General features: G+C 59.6%; 16 protein-coding genes. 11 read left to right on the plus strand and 5 right to left on the minus strand.

What is annotated here, in order from left to right; all coding sequences use genetic code 11:
- Positions 1-75: 75 nt before the first annotated feature.
- Positions 76-312, minus strand: coding sequence for a hypothetical protein (locus ACYU0X_RS07460; RefSeq protein ID WP_461902610.1), 237 nt, complete (start codon positions 310-312; stop codon positions 76-78).
- Positions 313-577: 265 nt separating this feature from the next.
- Between ACYU0X_RS07460 and ACYU0X_RS07465 the strand changes: the two genes are divergently transcribed.
- Both ACYU0X_RS07465 and ACYU0X_RS07470 read left to right on the plus strand, forming a co-directional pair.
- Positions 578-1,330 carry an SDR family NAD(P)-dependent oxidoreductase gene (locus ACYU0X_RS07465; RefSeq protein WP_461902787.1) on the plus strand — a complete coding sequence of 251 codons (753 nt, stop codon included), beginning with the start codon at positions 578-580 and terminating at the stop codon, positions 1,328-1,330.
- A 223-nt stretch (positions 1,331-1,553) separates the two neighbouring features.
- Positions 1,554-2,615 (plus strand): 2,3-butanediol dehydrogenase, encoded by a 1,062-nt coding sequence (locus ACYU0X_RS07470; RefSeq protein ID WP_461902611.1) that lies wholly within the window; start codon positions 1,554-1,556, stop codon positions 2,613-2,615.
- Here ACYU0X_RS07470 and ACYU0X_RS07475 read toward each other — a convergent pair.
- The 3 genes from ACYU0X_RS07475 to rfbA all read right to left on the minus strand — a co-directional run bounded on the left by ACYU0X_RS07475 (position 2,612) and on the right by rfbA (position 5,700).
- A complete protein-coding gene (locus ACYU0X_RS07475) occupies positions 2,612-2,929 on the minus strand; it encodes a transcriptional regulator (protein WP_461902612.1) in 318 nt (105 codons plus the stop codon). The two genes, ACYU0X_RS07470 and ACYU0X_RS07475, sit on opposite strands and share 4 nt — an antisense overlap.
- Positions 2,930-4,063: 1,134 nt before the next feature.
- Complete coding sequence (locus ACYU0X_RS07480) at positions 4,064-4,777, minus strand: sunset domain-containing protein (protein ID WP_461902613.1); 714 nt, start codon at positions 4,775-4,777, stop codon at positions 4,064-4,066.
- A gap of 38 nt (positions 4,778-4,815) precedes the next feature.
- The gene (rfbA, locus tag ACYU0X_RS07485; RefSeq protein WP_461902614.1) at positions 4,816-5,700 is read right to left on the minus strand and encodes a glucose-1-phosphate thymidylyltransferase RfbA; all 885 of its coding nucleotides are present in this window, start codon (positions 5,698-5,700) and stop codon (positions 4,816-4,818) included.
- A gap of 60 nt (positions 5,701-5,760) precedes the next feature.
- Between rfbA and rfbB the strand changes: the two genes are divergently transcribed.
- The 7 genes from rfbB (at position 5,761) to ACYU0X_RS07520 (ending at position 14,404) form a co-directional block, all read left to right on the plus strand.
- On the plus strand, positions 5,761-6,765 hold the full coding sequence (rfbB, locus tag ACYU0X_RS07490) for a dTDP-glucose 4,6-dehydratase (RefSeq protein ID WP_461902615.1): 1,005 nt from the start codon (positions 5,761-5,763) through the stop codon (positions 6,763-6,765).
- Positions 6,762-8,174: a sugar nucleotide-binding protein gene (locus tag ACYU0X_RS07495; RefSeq protein WP_461902616.1), complete on the plus strand. Its 1,413-nt coding sequence runs from the start codon at positions 6,762-6,764 to the stop codon at positions 8,172-8,174. The genes rfbB and ACYU0X_RS07495 overlap by 4 nt, the downstream gene beginning before the upstream one ends.
- 320 nt (positions 8,175-8,494) lie before the next feature.
- Positions 8,495-9,835, plus strand: a complete 1,341-nt coding sequence (locus tag ACYU0X_RS07500) for a hypothetical protein (RefSeq protein ID WP_461902617.1) — start codon at positions 8,495-8,497, stop codon at positions 9,833-9,835.
- Positions 9,832-10,953 carry a glycosyltransferase family 4 protein gene (locus ACYU0X_RS07505; protein ID WP_418909088.1) on the plus strand — a complete coding sequence of 374 codons (1,122 nt, stop codon included), beginning with the start codon at positions 9,832-9,834 and terminating at the stop codon, positions 10,951-10,953. Before ACYU0X_RS07500 ends, ACYU0X_RS07505 begins: the two co-directional genes overlap by 4 nt.
- A 39-nt stretch (positions 10,954-10,992) precedes the next feature.
- Complete coding sequence (locus ACYU0X_RS07510) at positions 10,993-11,727, plus strand: CDP-alcohol phosphatidyltransferase family protein (RefSeq protein ID WP_418909089.1); 735 nt, start codon at positions 10,993-10,995, stop codon at positions 11,725-11,727.
- Positions 11,720-13,105 (plus strand): Wzz/FepE/Etk N-terminal domain-containing protein, encoded by a 1,386-nt coding sequence (locus ACYU0X_RS07515; protein WP_461902618.1) that lies wholly within the window; start codon positions 11,720-11,722, stop codon positions 13,103-13,105. Before ACYU0X_RS07510 ends, ACYU0X_RS07515 begins: the two co-directional genes overlap by 8 nt.
- Before the next feature lie 3 nt (positions 13,106-13,108).
- Positions 13,109-14,404 carry an O-antigen ligase family protein gene (locus tag ACYU0X_RS07520; RefSeq protein WP_418909091.1) on the plus strand — a complete coding sequence of 432 codons (1,296 nt, stop codon included), beginning with the start codon at positions 13,109-13,111 and terminating at the stop codon, positions 14,402-14,404.
- Here ACYU0X_RS07520 and ACYU0X_RS07525 read toward each other — a convergent pair.
- The gene (locus tag ACYU0X_RS07525; protein ID WP_461902619.1) at positions 14,385-14,936 is read right to left on the minus strand and encodes a uracil-DNA glycosylase family protein; all 552 of its coding nucleotides are present in this window, start codon (positions 14,934-14,936) and stop codon (positions 14,385-14,387) included. The two genes, ACYU0X_RS07520 and ACYU0X_RS07525, sit on opposite strands and share 20 nt — an antisense overlap.
- Before the next feature lie 207 nt (positions 14,937-15,143).
- Here ACYU0X_RS07525 and ACYU0X_RS07530 point away from each other — a divergent pair, with 207 nt between their 5' ends.
- Both ACYU0X_RS07530 and ACYU0X_RS07535 read left to right on the plus strand, forming a co-directional pair.
- Complete coding sequence (locus ACYU0X_RS07530; protein ID WP_418909093.1) at positions 15,144-15,680, plus strand: hypothetical protein; 537 nt, start codon at positions 15,144-15,146, stop codon at positions 15,678-15,680.
- A gap of 169 nt (positions 15,681-15,849) precedes the next feature.
- A complete protein-coding gene (locus ACYU0X_RS07535; RefSeq protein WP_418909094.1) occupies positions 15,850-17,022 on the plus strand; it encodes a low temperature requirement protein A in 1,173 nt (390 codons plus the stop codon).
- Positions 17,023-17,025: the final 3 nt, after the last annotated feature.

Here is a 17,025-nt window from a genome sequence, read left to right on the forward strand (position 1 = left end):
ATCGCGGGATTGCCTGTTCGTCCCTGGCGCTTGAAGAATGCTTTTGCCTTGTCGATCGGAACTTACGAACGGATACTACTCGCGAAGGGGAACTTTTGAATTGGACCAATAACGACAGACCAAAATGGTGACCACGGCGCCGGCATAGGGCAAGGCCAGGATGAGGATGCCGAGTGCAACTCGAATACCGAGTGGTCTGTGCCGGTGGGCGAGAAGCATGGCGAAGGCCACGATGACTAGTCCAAGTAGGATCGCGCTCAAGATGTAGCCAGGTATTTGGGTCTGCCATGGAACAACTGGATTCGCGCTCATGGGGCTCCTTGAAGCTGGAAAATCGAGCATCGTGACAGCCAGTATAACTAACTTGCCCTTAGAAAAACCGCTCGCCGAGCCCCAAGAATGTGCCGATACGTCAGGTCTCTGTGTATTGGGCTCGGCACGGGTTCTGGTAGCCGTGATTCAGCACACTGAATGTTGTCTGGTGAGTCATCGCGTTCGATCGGCGGCGGGAGTAGCGTCGGCATTACAAGGCCAACGGGTACTCCGTGACCATTCTCGAACAGAAAGTGAGACCAGCATGGCTCAGTATGATGTGGCAGATCGTTCGGCAATTGTCACCGGCGCGGGATCCGGAATCGGCGAGGCGATTGCCTTGCTGTTGGCAGAGAACGGCACGAAGGTCGTGGTCCAAGACCTCAATGGTGAGGCAGCACAAGCCACCGTTGAGCAAATTGAAGCTGCCGGCGGGCAGGCGGTTGCCGTGGTTGGTGATGCCAGTTCTACCGAGGTGGTTGATCGGACCATTGCAGCGGCTACAGAAATGGCGCCCCTGAAGATCGGGGTGAATAATGCCGGGATCGGCGGGCGCTCTGCCAAGGTCGGAGAGTTGACCGACGAAGACTGGGACAAGGTTGTTTCCGTGAATCTCAATGCAGTTTTCAAGGGAACTCGCGCACAGGCTAAAGAAATGAGCAAGGCAGGCGGAGGATCTATCGTAAACATGGCCTCTATCCTTGGCTCGGTTGGCTTCGCCGGTAGTTCGGCCTACGTTTCTACCAAGCATGCGGTGGTGGGCTTGAGTAAGACCGCCGCTGTGGAATACGCCACCGATGGTGTTCGTGTGAACAGCGTGGCGCCGGGGTTCATTGACACCCCGCTTCTGCAGAAAATGGATGAGACCGCCTATGATGCGCTGGTGGGAAAGCACCCGATTGGTCGATTGGGTCGCCCAGAAGAGGTTGCCGCGTTGGTGGCTTTCCTCGCTAGCGACGCCGCGTCCTTCATTACGGGCAGCTATCACCTGGTCGACGGTGGTTACACCGCAGTTTAGGAGCTTCCTCGGCCGATGAGGGCCGTTTAGGACGGTTTCGTTGTAGCCCGGCCGGTTGCGGTAACTCGACGCATGGCAGAAGCATCGTCCGTCGCGCATCCGGCCGGTGCAACGTTCTGCAACGGTTCACGCGGGACGTATTCACCGGTAGTTTGACCTGCACGAGCGAAAAATGAGCGGTTCAGACGGAGGCTTCGTACCGCATCTACGAAGGGGCAAAGCCATGAGAGCAGCGCGATACTACGATCGGAAAGATATTCGGATCGAGAACGTTGACGAGCCAGAACTGAAACCCGGAACGGTCGCCATCGACGTGGCGTGGTGCGGCATTTGCGGCACGGACCTACACGAGTATTTGGAGGGCCCGATCTTCATACCTCCGGCCGGGCATCCACATCCGATCTCGGGTGAATGCGCGCCAATCATCATGGGGCATGAGTTCTCCGGGACCATTACCGCGCTGGGCGAAGGCGTAAATGACCTGAAAGTCGGCGAGAACGTGGTGGTTGAGCCGTATATCGTTCGTGAGGATGTGGATACCGGCAAGGGCCAGCCGTATCAACTTTCCAAGGACATGAACTTTATCGGTCTCGGCGGACGCGGCGGAGGTCTGTCCGAGAAGATTGTCGTCGAACGTCGCTGGGTGCACCGGATTGGCAACATACCGCTTGACGAGGCCGCACTTATCGAGCCGTTATCTGTCGCTCACCACGCCTTTGTGCGTTCTGGGGCGCAGGCGGGACAAGTGGCGGTTGTCGGTGGCGCTGGCCCCATTGGGCTATTGACCGCAGCTGTGCTGAAAGCCAAGGGTTTGACCGTGTATATCTCGGAACTGTCGGAGGCGCGTAAAGCCAAAGCGAGAGAAACCGGTGTGGCCGATGGAGTTTTTGATCCGCGCGAGGGAGATGTGGCGCAGCGGGTGCGCGAAGCTACTGGCGGACGGGGTGCCGACGTCGGTTTCGAATGCTCTTCCGTGCCTGCCGTGTTGGACATGCTACTCGACGCGGTGACGGCCGGGGGAGTGATTGTGAATGTTTCAATCTGGGGCCATAAGCCGGCGGTTGATATGCCGAAGCTGGTGCTCAAGGAGATCGATCTTCGAGGCACCATCGGTTACGCCTCGGACCATCCGGACACCATCGCCCTAGTACAGAGCGGCAACTTGGATTTGGGGCCATTTATCACCGGTCGCATAGGGCTCGATGAGCTGCTCACCGAAGGCTTCGATCAACTCATCAACAACAATGAGGCACACGTGAAAATCATCGTGGACCCGCGTGCTTAGCTTGGCTGGTCCATGTGCGCCCCGTATTTCTTGATCTCTTTGAGAAGTTTACGAAACTCGGTAAGACCCTTTTCGGACGCGGCAACTTCGGTCTGGGCGTAGCGCCCATTTCGAATCTTGCGCACGTGAACTAACCCATGCTCGTCCAGAAAGCCAACTGCTCGTGACACCTCGGGTAGGGAAAGGCCCGTGAATTCCTGGATGGATGGATAATCGGACATTTCTACCTGTGTAAGAAAGCCCAAGGTCTTGAAACGTGGCGGTGAGAAAAGGGCTCGTTGTAAATCCACGGCAATCACCGGCGACGCGGCCACAGCATGGAGAGCATCAGAGCGAAGTAGAGTGCCACCGGGACGAGTGGCAGAATGAACTGCTCCAAGTTGCCAAGTGACGAAGTGTGCAACAGGTTCCAAGCCCACACGAGGCCAAAAGTGGATATAGCGATCGCGCCGGGACCAGTCCAGCGGGCTATGCGGGGTTCGTTGATTTTTCCAAGTCGGAGGGTTCTAAACGTAACGACTATCAATCCTGCGAAGGCAGCCAAAACTAGCCCGTTGAAATTCTTGAAGGCTGCTCCTAGCCCGCCAAGGTACAAGATGCAGGGCGCCGCAATAATGAGCATCCAATCAAACCCGGTGAAAACCCGTCGGGGAGCGGGCGGTAGTCCAAGGCGCGTTTCGCGATTCGTCGGTTGCATCGGTACCTCCTGAACACTTGCTAGTTCAATTTCTCAGACTACTTGCATATCTGCAAGTAGTCGAGGTGCTGACCAAATAGTACTCGAGACATACGAATTATGAAATGGCTGGCAATTGCTTTCCGTGCTCCCATTGATGCATCCGCCAATATCTAGAAACGGGAGAGTCCAACTGCGCCCTGGCTCTTAGGATATGCACGGTACTGGGTTGCGAGGAACTAAGTTTGGTACGCCTTGGAATTGCAGATTCCTCAATAGGCAGACCGGAGTCTAGCTAGGCAACGAAGTGTTGGATTCGGTAGTGCTGTGAAGCATTGCTTGGGCGGAGGCCACGACGGCTGAGCATAAGCGGTTCGTGGCTGAAGCCGAGGAAACTGGCTGAATCGTTCTCGTGTCTTCAGACGATCAGAGCCATGCGGGAAGTCTGCGCTACGACGGCATTCTAGGGCTTCTTGGTGCCCGGGCACTCGTTGACGATTGCCAGTATGGCCGCGGGCGAGCCATGCCCATGTTTATCGCTTCGGGGGCTCGCAATGGCAATAGCCGGGGTCTTCTTTAGCGTGAAGACCCCGGCTATTGCTCGATAGTGAAAGTTGCCGGAAGCAGGTCGGCGGCACGTGAGTTGTTCACTGGAAAAGCTGCCTTGTCGAGCAACCTTTGCGACGCATTAACTCCGTTATTTTCCTAGTACAGGTCATCGTTCCGTGCGACATGCCCCTGTATGAGACCCAGCACCGTGATGCTCAGTAAATTAGCGCTTCGAAGCGCGGTAGCCCGCTTTCTGGGCATCCCGTTCGGTTTTAAAGCACTCTTCCGGCTTGGTGCGGCTGTAGTATTGGCCGCCCGGAACGTGGTACTTCCACTCCTTGTTACTGCCGGTGCGGTTACCCTTGACCGGATAGCCCTTTGGGCAGGAGTATCCCTGACCGTTCATTTTCACCGAACGCTTTTTCGAGGACGATTTCGCCTTGACGACCTTCAGTGTCTGCTTTTTGCTTACCGTGCTTTTCTTGCCCTTGACGGTGTACTTGACTGTCGTGGTGACCGTGTAGGTGCCAGCGCCGAGCTTGACCGACTTCTTGTTTTTCGCGACGGTCTTCTTGCCCTTTTTGACGGTCAGTACTGCGGACTTAACCTTGGCGTTCTTAGCTTTGGAATAACTGGGCTTGATGGTTGCCTTGGCCGAACCCTTAACGGTTTTCTTGCCAATGGTCTTGATGGTGACCGGAGCCTGCTTCTTTGCGGCGACTACTGCGGTCGATACGGTGGCTGCGGCCGCCGGGGTGGTGGGGGCGATATTTGCCCCACCGAATGCAATGGCAGCCGCTGCGCCGAGCGCAAGGGCCTTACCAAGGAATTTCTTCACTGATTCTCCAGCAATAAGTGGATGGAATGTCTCCCGATTGGGATTATTCGTATTATCACCCAAATCTCGACCTTGTGCTAGTTCACGGATAAATTGCATACCAGTCGGCTAGCGGGCTTTGGCTGATCGGGCAGAGGCTAGTGCCAAGGATCGGCAAAGGAATGGTCGAGCAAATTCAGCAAATAGTCACCGTACCCGCTCTTGCCGAGGCTGTGGGCCCGCGACCGCAGTTCGGAATCGTCGATAAATCCTCGGCGCCACGCGACTTCCTCAGGCACTCCAATTTTCAGTCCTTGCCGCGCTTCGATGGTGCGGACGAAGTTTGAGGCATCATTTAACGAGTCGAAGGTGCCGGTATCCAGCCACGCGGTGCCACGGGCCAATACGTTGACGTTGAGTGTTCCTTCATGCAGATAGAGCCGATTGATATCTGTAATTTCCAACTCACCACGTTCCGAAGGAGTTAGGGATTCGGCCTTGTCGATCACGGAGTTGTCATAAAAATAGAGCCCCGGTACCGCGTAGTGGCTACGTGGTGCCTGGGGCTTTTCCTCTAGGGAGATGGCGTGGCCGTCCGTGTCGAACTCCACCACACCGTAGGCGCTGGGATCTTTGACCCAGTAGCCAAAGATCGTGGCCCCTTCTCGTGTCGAGTAATGCTGCAATTGCGTGCCGAAGCCGGGACCGTGGAAGATATTATCGCCGAGCACCAAGGCTACGGAGTCTGCGCCGATATGCTCTCGGCCGATGAGGAACGCTTGGGCTAGGCCATCGGGCGAAGGCTGTTCCGCGTAGTCTAAGTTCGCCCCGAAATGGGTTCCGTCCCCGAGCAGCTCGCGGAACTGCGGGGCATCGCGTGGGGTAGTGATGATTAGAATGTCCCGAATTCCCGCCAAGAGAAGCGTGGAAAGCGGGTAGTAGATCATGGGCTTATCGAACACGGGCACGAGTTGTTTAGAAATGCCCTGTGTGATCGGATGAAGCCGCGAACCAGTTCCCCCAGCAAGTATGATTCCCCTCATGGACGAATGGTAGCAACGCTAGCTCTTCTGTCAATGGACAATGAGCGTTACCCTTGGCCCATGAATAGAATCCTGGTAACTGGGGGTGCCGGATTCATCGGGGCAAATTTTGTGCGCCATCTGCTCGGGCACTCCGACGCGATGATCACTGTACTGGACAAGCTCACCTACGCGGGGAATAGGGGATCCCTGCACGGATTAGATGAGCAACGAGTACGGCTGGTAGTGGGGGATATCGCCGACGCTAATCTTGTCGACGAACTGGTCTCCTCTCATGATGCGGTGGTGCACTTCGCCGCAGAATCTCATAACGATAATTCCTTACTCGATCCGGGCCGCTTCGTGCAGACCAATGTGCTTGGGAGTTTCACCCTGCTGGAGGCGGTACGGCGTCACGATGCGCGATTTCATCATGTGTCCACCGACGAAGTGTACGGGGACCTAGCACTTGATGACGCGGATCGTTTCACCGAGAACAGTGCCTATAATCCTTCCAGCCCGTATTCCTCGACCAAGGCCGCCAGCGATATGTTGGTGCGGGCATGGATACGGTCCTATGGGATCAGGGCGACCATTTCGAACTGCTCCAATAACTACGGTCCCTTCCAACACGTGGAAAAGTTCATTCCTCGGCAAATCACCAATGTGCTAATCGGTCAACGCCCACGACTTTATGGGCACGGCAACAATGTGCGCGACTGGATTCACGTGGAGGATCACTGCCGTGCGGTGGCGCTGATTCTCGAACGCGGCACGATTGGAAAGACCTACCTTGTGGGGGCCGACGGTGAACGCGATAACTTGTCGGTATTGAAACTAATCCTGGCGCATATGGGAAGCGATCCGAGCGACTTTGACCAAGTGATCGACCGCCCGGGACACGACCTGCGCTACGCGCTCGACGCCTCGCTTCTTCGCGAAGAACTGGGCTGGGTACCACTTCATCAAGACTTTGCCAGCGGTTTGGACCAGACCATTGACTGGTACCGGGAACACCGGGCATGGTGGGAACCGTTGAAGGCGGAGACCGAACGTCGCTATGCGTTGCGGGAGGCGATCTCATGAGTTCGGTACAGTCCCTACAGGTACGCGATTTGGAGCTGGATGGCGTGAAGGTCATCGAGCTGCCGGTGCACCGCGATGACCGCGGCTGGTTCAAGGAAGCATGGAACCGCGAGCGTCTGACCGAGGCCGGATTGCCGGGCTTTCTGCCCGTGCAGCAGAACTTGTCATTCAATACCGCCGTGGGCACCACGCGCGGATTTCATGCCGAACCGTGGGACAAGTTGATCACCGTGGCGTCCGGCAAGGTCTTTGCCGCGTGGGTGGATCTGCGACCCGGCCCGGGCTTCGGTCAGCTGGCCACCCTACAGCTCGGTCCCGAACGGGCCGTGTTCGTGCCGCGCGGCGTGGCCAATGCCTTCCAGACCTTGGAACCGGGAACCACATACAGCTATCTAGTCACCCGGCATTGGCGCGCCGATGACCGTGACGGGTATAGCTATGTGAATCTGGACGATGACCAGTTGGGGGTCCCATGGCCCATCCCATTGAACCGGGCGGTCATCTCCGCCGAAGACCGGGAACATCCCTCACTGAAGCGGGCGCGTCCGGTGCATGCGCTACCCATCCTGGTGTTGGGCGCCGGCGGACAGCTGGGTCGCGCCTTGGCCTCCCGAAGCGGCATGGACCCTCGGCTTCAGGTGATGGATCGCGAGGCGCTGGACGTCTCCGACCCGGCACAGATCGACGCGCTGGACCTGAGCTCGTATGGGGCGGTCATCAACGCGACGGCCTACACCAAGGTGGATCTGGCCGAACTGCCCTCGGGACGCCGTGAAGCGTGGACAGTCAACGCCCAGGCGGTATCTCGGTTGGTGGCGCGGTGTGCCCGCTTTGGTACCACCTTGGTGCATATCTCCACGGATTACGTCTTTGACGGGAGCCGTGCCGTGGCCACCGAGGAGGACCAGCCGGCGCCGCTGGGCGTGTACGGGCAGTCCAAGGCAGCCGGCGAGGCGGCGGTACGCACACTGGAACGCTTCTATCTGGTGCGTACCAGTTGGGTCATCGGCGAGGGGATGAACTTCGTGGAAACCATGAAGCGGCTGGCCCACAGCGACATCGATCCCGTGGTGGTCGATGATCAGATCGGACGGTTAACATTCGCCGAGGATCTCGCCGCCGGGCTATTGCATCTGATCGATCACCGTGCCGCCTACGGGATTTACAACTTCCAGTGTTCCGGGGCCCCACAAAGTTGGTATCAGCTGGCCCGCCGGGTCTTCGAATACTGTGGTAAGGATCCAAGGCGTGTGGGTGCCACGAGCACCAGCGAATACGGCAAATCACGGGCGAGCTTCGCGCCGCGACCAGCGATGAGCGTGCTGGATACCACCAAGCTGCGGGCCACGGGGTATCACCCGTGGGATCAGCAACGTGCCTTGGCCCGGTACCTGGGCGTCAAACCTTAGACGCGGGAAGCGTCTGACCAGCGAGTTACCCGGCAACCATCTGCCGGGTAACTCGCTGTGTCATCTCGGGTGTCCCGACCTTTGCCGATCTAGGTAATTCCTTGACCCATTGAGTAGCCGCTACTGGTGCCCGCCTTCAACCAACGGCTTAACGTGCGAGGTGGGAACGCGATATTCATTGGGGGCAGTCGAATATGTCGCACACATGGTCGCGCCATGGGCGTCGCAGCACATCGAGTCAACCGACTCGAAGCCGACCCGCCGCGCGCCGTGCGTCCTCCCGGTCCATCGGCTTGGCCGGTTCGCCAGCAGGCGCCGGTGTGGATCGGGTCCCACAGACGGAGCCGGCGGCAAGCCAGTCGCGCACCAGTACGGCTAGCCCCCCAGCTGTCGTCGGCTCCTTCACCTCCGGCACCGGCCGACTGAGCCGAGGCCTGGCCGCGGTCAGTTCGGCCGCCGGAGCTCAAGCCACGCAATCGGCGGCCGGATTCGCGGTGGCGTTGCTGGCGGCACATACTCTGGGGATCGAAGCGTTGGGACTGTTCTCGATCCTGTACGGTGCACTCATTCTGGCCGCCGGGATCACCAGCGGTTTTGTGGGTGATTCGCTGCTCGTGCTCGATCGACATGCGGCCGAGATTCGCGCCGGCTTGGCAGCGTGGTTTGCGGTGCTGGCCACCGCAATCGCCGTAGCGGCGTTCATCACCGGCTGGCTTAGTGGGGTGCTGAGCGTCAGTGGTGCGCTCGTCTTTGCCGCAGCGGCCGCCGCGTACATTGCCGAGGATCTCATCCGACGCAATTTGATGGCCGTTCTTGCCTTCCATCGAATCATTTGGATGGATCTGTTGGTCCTCGCGGTCACGGTAGTGGTGGCCCTAGGGTTCCTTACCGTGGGCTACCGCGGGCTGATCTTCGTACTGGGCGCCGTCACGGTGGGGCAGCTTGCCGGCATGCTCTTTGGGTGGTACCTGTTACCGCGCAGCGAGCGGCGCGGGGTGCATCGGCCGATCGCTTGGGGGCCGGTGGCGCGCTACGGGATCTGGCGGGCGGCGCTCCAAGCATTGCGTCCCGGACAACTCACCGGGGCACGACTACTCGTTACCGGCGCGCTCACGTTGGCGGCCGCCGGTGCCTTGGAAGCCGCACGAATTTACGCGGCACCGGCCATGCTTCTGGTCAGCGGTGTCTGCTCCTATCTCTTCGCCAGCCTGGCCGTCCGCCAGGAGCAGTCGTTAGCAACGGCGTTGGCCTTCACCGATCGGGCGGTACGCTACCTGCTGCTCGCCGCCTTGGCGTGCGGAGTACTGGGGATGGTTCTACTACCGGTGGCTGGAGAATTGATTACCGGACGGCAACCGGTAGCGCTGACCGTTCTCGGGTGGCTCGGTTATGCCATGGCGGTGGCAGTGGCCACCCCGTACGGGCTCCTAGCGGCGGTACGGCAACGCGCCCGCGCAGTCTTCACGATTCGTGCGCTCGACAGCGCACTTTGCCTCGTACTGGTGGCCGTGGCCGCGTTCGTATTGCGCGAGGTGACTTTGGTGCCGTGGGCGGCCGCAATTGGGGCGCTAGCCGGTGGGTTGAGCATCCGCGGCTTTGTCTTAGTGCCCTTGGTGCGCGCCGAAGACACGAGCCCAGCGATGGCCGGTGACCGGCCATGAGCGTAAGGAACGGAAGCCTGCTCATCGTGCATTCTTCGGACGAGCTGTATGGCAGCGATCGGATGCTCCTTGAGGTGGTGCAGGCCTTGGGCGGCCTCTGGAAGGTGGAGGTCTGGCTTCCAGTGGATCATCAAGATGGCCGGCAGTTACTCTTCAAAGAACTCGTGCGCCGCGGTGTGGCGGTGCGCCATGTCGAGCTCCCGATTTTGCGACGCGCCTGGCTGAATCCGGCCGGTGTCCTGCGTTTTCTGCGACTGACCGTCCCGACGTGGTGGCGGCTGCGTCAAGCCGCACCGCAGCGGCTGTATTTGATGACCTCGGCCTGCTTGCTGTTGGCACCGATAGCCCGCATGGCACGGATCCGGCGGATCACCCTGCACATCCAAGAGCCATGGACCTCGCGGGAGGCACCGGTATTGCGTGCGTTGGCAAGATTAGCGGACCAGCGGATCGCGATCTCAGAGACCGTAGCACATTTCAGCGAACTATCGCCGATTGCCATACAAGTTGTGCCCAATGCCGTGCCGCACCCAACCGAGAACCAGACGGTCCCCGCTCAGATGGTGCACAGCCCAGCTCCGCACTATGTCGTGGCCAGCCGCTGGAACGGACACAAGGGGCACCGCACACTATTGCGCGCCTGGCAACAGGCCGGTTGTCCGGGCACGCTTTTTGTTCTCGGCGGACCGCCGCCCAGTGGGGCCCAGGTGTCGGTTCCCCAGCTTGTCGATCAGTTCGTTCAGCAACCGCAGACCGTGCAGGTCATTGGAGAGGTGCCCGACCCGGAACGGTGGATCGCCGCCGCAGATGGAGTCATCCTGCCCACCGACAGCATCGAGGGCTTTGGGCTCGTGGCCATCGAGGCCTTCCGCCACGGTACCCCGGCAATCGTCTCGGACTGTGGGGGACCAGCCGAGATCGTACGCCACGGGGTGACCGGATTGATCTTTCCGCCCGGCGACAGTCAGGCGCTCGCCGACCTGTTGGCCGAGACCACCACCGAGCAACTTCGTCAGATGGGCACACGCGCCCGGCAGGAGTATCTCCAGAAATATACACCCGAACACTTTCACTCCCGGATCCGGGAGCTACTTTCGGGACGCCGGGCCAGAACCTGAGCGTCGGGCACGAAAAATTCATCGAGCAGGGGGGCTGTGATGATGCAACATGCGGGAGGATACCGCTGGGCGGTGCATGAACTGCGCCAGCGACAAAAGACCGCGAAGGGGGCACCGGCCTATTCGCGCTACATCAACCGGCCGTTAGGACGGCGCTTGGCTGCAATGGCTTACCGGTGGGGGCTGAACCCGAACCAGGTGACCGGGCTCAGCGCCGTCTGCACGTTCGGCGGCATTTTCTTGATTGCCGCCTTCGCGCCGAGCTGGCCGGTAGCCGGGTTCGTTGCCGCGCTACTGGTGGCCGGCTACGCGCTGGATTCGGCCGACGGGCAACTGGCTCGCTTGCAAAATTCGGGGTCGGCGGTCGGCGAATGGCTTGATCACATCGTCGACGCGATCAAGACGGCGGTGCTGCACGCCGCGGTATTGATCTGTTGGTACCGCTTCTACGACCTGGATGTTCGGTGGTTGCTCGTACCCTTGGCGTTCCAGGCGGTGGCCAGCGTGCAGTTTTTTGCCATGATCCTCACCGACCAGCTGCGCCGGCTCAACCGGGGCATGACTGAGCACTTCATGAGCGGGCAGGGCACCTCCTCATTGGCATATTCCTTAGCGGTGCTACCGACCGACTTCGGGCTGATGTGTCTGCTCTTCGTGCTCCTAGCGTGGCCTGCCGGGTTCGTGACCGGGTACACGCTGTTGTTGCTCGCTAACGGCGGTTTCGTCGTGTTGGCCCTTGCCAAGTGGTATCGGGAGGTGCGCCGCTATGGCTAAGTCATTGGACTATCGCGAAGATCAGGTATTCCTGTCTCCCGGAGACCCACTGCCACCGATACCGGTACGTCCGCCCCAGAGTCAGGAGGCGATGGGCATGGATATCAAGGATTACTTGCGCGTTCTACGGACCCGTAAGTGGTGGATCCTCTTCGCGATTGTGTTGGGGGTCGCGGCCAGTGTCGGCATCACCTTGAGTATGACGCCTAGCTATGTGGCCAAGGCGACCATCTTCATCAACGTGCAATCGGCAGGGGATTCGGCTTTCGCGCGCGGACAGTACGCCCTGCAACGGGCCGATTCCTATCCTCAGTTGATCGGGGACCCGACGCTCTTGGCCGCCGTGGCGCGCCGCGTTGACGCAGATGTGAGCGTCAACGAGCTGCGCCGAGCGCTCAGCGCCACGAACCCGGAGGACACGGTGCTGATCGTGATCACTGCCAGCGCGCCGCAGGCGCAGCAAGCCGCCGATCTTGCCAATGCGGCGGCGCCCTTGCTCGCCGCGCGGATCGGCGAACTTGAGAATTCGGATCCGAAATCGCTACTGGTAACCGCGGAAATTTCGGTGCCGGCGAGCGCGCCCGATGATCCGGTCTCGCCACGCAAAACGGTGAACTTGGCGCTGGGGCTAGTCTCCGGGCTTAGCTTGGGCCTGGTTCTAGCGTTGTTCGTTGACAAGGTGGACCCGCGGATTTTGCGCCCGGCCGACGCCGAACGCGTCACCGGGTTGCCGGTGCTGGGGATCGTACGCGGGAGCGACGATCGCCGGGAACGCGGACGGCGCGATAACGGGTATCGGCAACTACTCTCCGGTCTCTTGCTGGCCAATGATGGAGACCTGCCGCAACGCTTATTGGTGCTCAGTGACCCGAAGGCCCCGACCGTCGACGCCGTGGAACTAGGGCAAACGCTAGCCAGCATGGGACGTAAGGCCGTGGTCATTCAGAGCCGGGAGGGGGCCATCGAACCCGGCGAAGTGGCCGAACACCCCGGACTCTGCCAGGTGTTGGCCGGCCAAGCCACACTCACCGAGGCGCTGATCGAGATGATTCATGTGCCCATGGGGTATCTCGCCGCCGGCGAGCCTGCCGCAGGGCTTCGGCGGTATGACGTCTTCCGAAGGATTTCTCCGCTGATCGAGGAACTGGAACGTAGCTACGATGTCGTGGTGATCCTTGCGGCCATGGGGGCCCAACCCATCGACGGCGCCGTGGTGGCAGCACACTGTGATGGAGTATTGCTAACTACTCGGCAGAAGAAGTCCACAGCCCGCTCCCTACGACGAACTCTTGAAGATCTGGCTGCGGTGCGCAGCGGCGCTACCGGGCTGGTGATGCTTCGTCATCCGCGCCGCCGGATCCGGCCACGGCAGGGCTGAGCAATGCGTGGCACGATCACGGCCCAGTGGCCTCGCGCCGGCATCAAAGAACCCCGGCGGGTGGCTGGCCCAAGCGAGCTGCATCTGATTCTCATTTGGTTAATGACGGTGAGTTCGGTGGTGGCTTGGCGGCAGGGCGTGTTCTATACCGGGGGAGCCGACCCAGTGGTGGTCCTCAAGGCCCTACTGCAATTCGGCGCGTTAGGTTGGGCGGCTTTACTGTGCCTGAACTGCCGCACCCATTTTCCGCTGGGTGTCCGTTCGCTGGGATTCTTGTTGCCCATTCTGGCGCTCAGCGTCGTCGGCGCCCTCGCCGAAGGAAACCTCACTGCGTCATTGGTGCTAGCAGTCCGCGTACTGCTGATGGCTCTGACCGTGATGTTCCTGGCGCGTTGCTATGCCCCGCAACGACTGCTGTGGGCTTTGGCGGTGGCACTGGCAGTTGTCGGCGGAATCAGTGCCGTCTCCGGGCTCGTTATTGGCGGCCAAGGAAGACTTTCGGGTGGAATCCCGCCGCTTAGTCCGAATGAGATTGCCTTGCTCGCCGGTTTGCCCGCACTGATGCTACTGCATGAAACGCTACGTGCTCGCGTCCACTGGTGGCACAGCGGGGGATTGCTGCTTTTAGTTGGCATTCTAATCCTCAGCGAGTCGCGCACCGCACTGATCGGTGCGGCTTGTGCCGCGGTACTCATGGTGCTGTTGATGCGGACGCTGCCGGTACAGACCCTCGTGGCGACCTTGATCGCAATACCCGTCCTGTTTTATGTCATGTTCTACACGCCAGCGGTGCGCGCGGTGCTGGAACGATCCGATAGCGCCGAGCTGTTGACCTTCAACTCACGAACCATCAGCTGGTCCGCCGTCCTGCAGCTGCCCCTTGATAGTTGGCAACGCTGGGTGGGACAAGGCCTCAGTATGAAAACCATTCCGGTGACCGGCCAATACTGGGAAGAGCAGGTATTCGACTCCTCCTGGATCTCACTCTTAGCGCAGGCCGGAGTGTTCGGTGCCGTGCTGGCACTATTGTGGGTGCTCGGCTGTCTTTGGGCTGCCCTGCGTCACCGCAAGGTCCGCTCGCTCTACCTGCCGTTGCTGGCCTTTATTCTGGTGCGCAGCCTTATGGAGAACGGGCTGATCGACGCGGGCGTGATGTTCCTGGTGTTCTTCGCGCTGTCGCTCTGCTTGGAACGGCCGAGCCGCGAGTACGGACCGGACTGGGAGCATGAGCCCCTACTGGGAACCGCTAAGAGACCAACCTACGGCATCAGTGCGCCGACTACGAGAGCGCGTCCTTGAGTTGTTCCATAGCCCTGGCGGCATCGCTCAACTTGACATAGGGGCCCGGCATGCGAAAGACACGCGCGCCCCAACGGGTCCGCTGAGTAAGCAGACCGGGGGATGACCTATTGATATTCAATAAGGCGTGGGCGGGTTGCCGGAATACACAAATAATCAGTGGCACACGTCGTGATGCCAGCGCCTCCTCAAGGATGGGCAAACCCGCCTGGATTTGCTTCATGGTGACCTGCTTTTCACCGGGAGTCGGAGTTTTGACAATGTCGGTGAAAGCGACGCCTGCGGCTACAGCTGCATCGTCTAAGAATGCAGCGCTTGAGGGGTCGAAGAGCCCCGCTTTGGCAATGCGGAGTAGCTGCCGGTGACCTGCCCGGCCTTGATAGTAATGCCCAACATTGACACTGTGCGGTGCCGGATTCAACCCGACGATGGCCGCGCGGATCGAGGAATCCGGCCATAGATCGGCGAGCGTGAGTTCAGAGCCATTATTGGAGATGAACTCCTGGTGCCCGATGAGTTTATTGGCTGTCATATGTACTCACTTCATGCGGATTGAATCAACTCGGGGGTACAGGGGGAGCTGGCATGATCTTGTGCAAGATGCACAGCCTGTAGAAGAACGTCCTAACTAACCCAAGTCTTAGATACGGGTCGATCGTTTGTACCCCTCGCGGCCGTGGTTAGTTTAGCGTTTTCCTCATCCTTTTTTATATTGGGGGCAGTGGGTAGAGTGCCGGGCATGAAGGCTAAATCATCACACGTCCTTTATGTCAGTTGTGCTAGCGCGGCCATGATTCTCACCCTCGCCGCGTGTGGCCCATCCACCCAACCAGAAGGCTCGATCGCGCCTGAAAATTCCAAGCCCACCGAACAGGCCTCCTCGACTCCAAGCCCAACGGACTCCAAGGCAGAAAACGGTACGGAATTTTCTCCACCCGATGCGTGGGAAGGAGAGATCGCACGCACCGAATACGACGGGACCAAGGTAAAAGAGGTACTAGCCGGTACGGCCGAAGACCGCGACTACGTATATGTGGGTCAATGCGGCACAACGACCGAATGGACCGCCGTCCGGACGCGGGTCACGGTGAACGGAAAGGTTGAGCCAGAATTCAGCCAGATCTACTGCGGTGCCCAGATGTCCCAAGAAACCTGGACCAGCGGTGCCGCTCGGTTTATTCCTGCAGGCGCCACCGTATCGATCAAGCTGGAAACACCCGAGGATATCGAGTGGGCGTGGGTTGCCATCGTCCCGCGCGAACACATGCCCGAGTAGTACGTAGCGACGGTGACGTTGCCACCCAGTGACGAACCTGCCGCAGACGGGCGATGCCCGTCACGGACGATGCAACTGTTTGGGTAGGGTAGGCCCAAGCGGGGTAGAACACTACGTTTTCCGCCCGGCTCAACATCATTGCCTTGCCCTCAAAGAAAGTACTCATCTCATGACGTCATTGTCTCGAATGCGGCTGACGCCGATGCGTTCGCGGGATCCGCACGAGCCTGCCAGGTCGGCCTCGCCTCTGGAACTATTTTTCGACCTCGTTTTCGTCATTGCCGTAGGTACAGCCGCAGCCCAGCTGCACCATGCACTGTCCGATGGACATGTGTTCAGCGGGATCTTCAGCTACCTCATGGTGTTCTTCGCCATCTGGTGGGCCTGGATGAACTTCACATGGTTCGCCACCTCATTCGACACCGATGACTGGTTGTATCGTGTGCTGACCATCGTGCAGATGGGTGGGGTCCTGGTTCTAGCCGCTGGAATCGGCCCAGCCTTTGAATCTCAAGACCTTTCGCTGGTGATCTACGCCTATGTGGTGATGCGAATCGCGATGGTCGCCCAGTGGTTGCGGGCCTCGCACGGTACGCAGCGCACCCGACGAACAGCCCTAGCCTATGCCGTGGGCATTAGCCTCGTGCAGGTGCTGTGGCTACTGTCGCTTCTGGTGCCCAAGGAATTCTTTGCCGTAGTTGTTATCGTGTTGATTCTTGCCGAAATTTCGGTCCCGGTGATTGCCGAGCGGATGGCCACGACACCATGGCATCCGCACCACATCACCGAACGCTATGGACTGTTCGCGCTCATCTTGTTGGGCGAAAGCCTCCTGGCGGCCTCGAATGCGATCATCGAGGCGTTGCATGAAGGTGAAGCGGTTGGCCCGCTGATCGCACTGGCGGTGTTGACCTTGATTGCGACCGCCGGATTGTGGTGGGTTTATTTCTGGCCGCCGCATCACCACGCGATTCAGGGGCTACGCGGTTCCATCGCGTATGGGTACGGGCATTACTTCATCTTCGCAGCCGCCGGGGCACTCTCGGCGGGTATTGAAGTTGAAATCGATGTCATCACGCATCACAGTAGCCTCTCGGCGCCCTTGGCTTCGTTTGCGTTTACGATCCCCATCGCGGTGTTTGTGCTGGGCGTGTGGGCCCTAGCCATCCGGCGCCAGGGAGACGCGGTCGTGAATGCTGTCGTTCCTATCGGTGGCTTACTGGTGCTCATCGACCCGCTCTTGCCGGTACCCTTCACTTTGAGCACAGTGATTTTGGTGCTCCTTGTGGCCGTGTTGGTGTGGCGTCAGGGAGCTGCTGATAATAGGGCGACATTCGGGTAACGC

This window comes from Glutamicibacter sp. X7 (assembly GCF_054889245.1).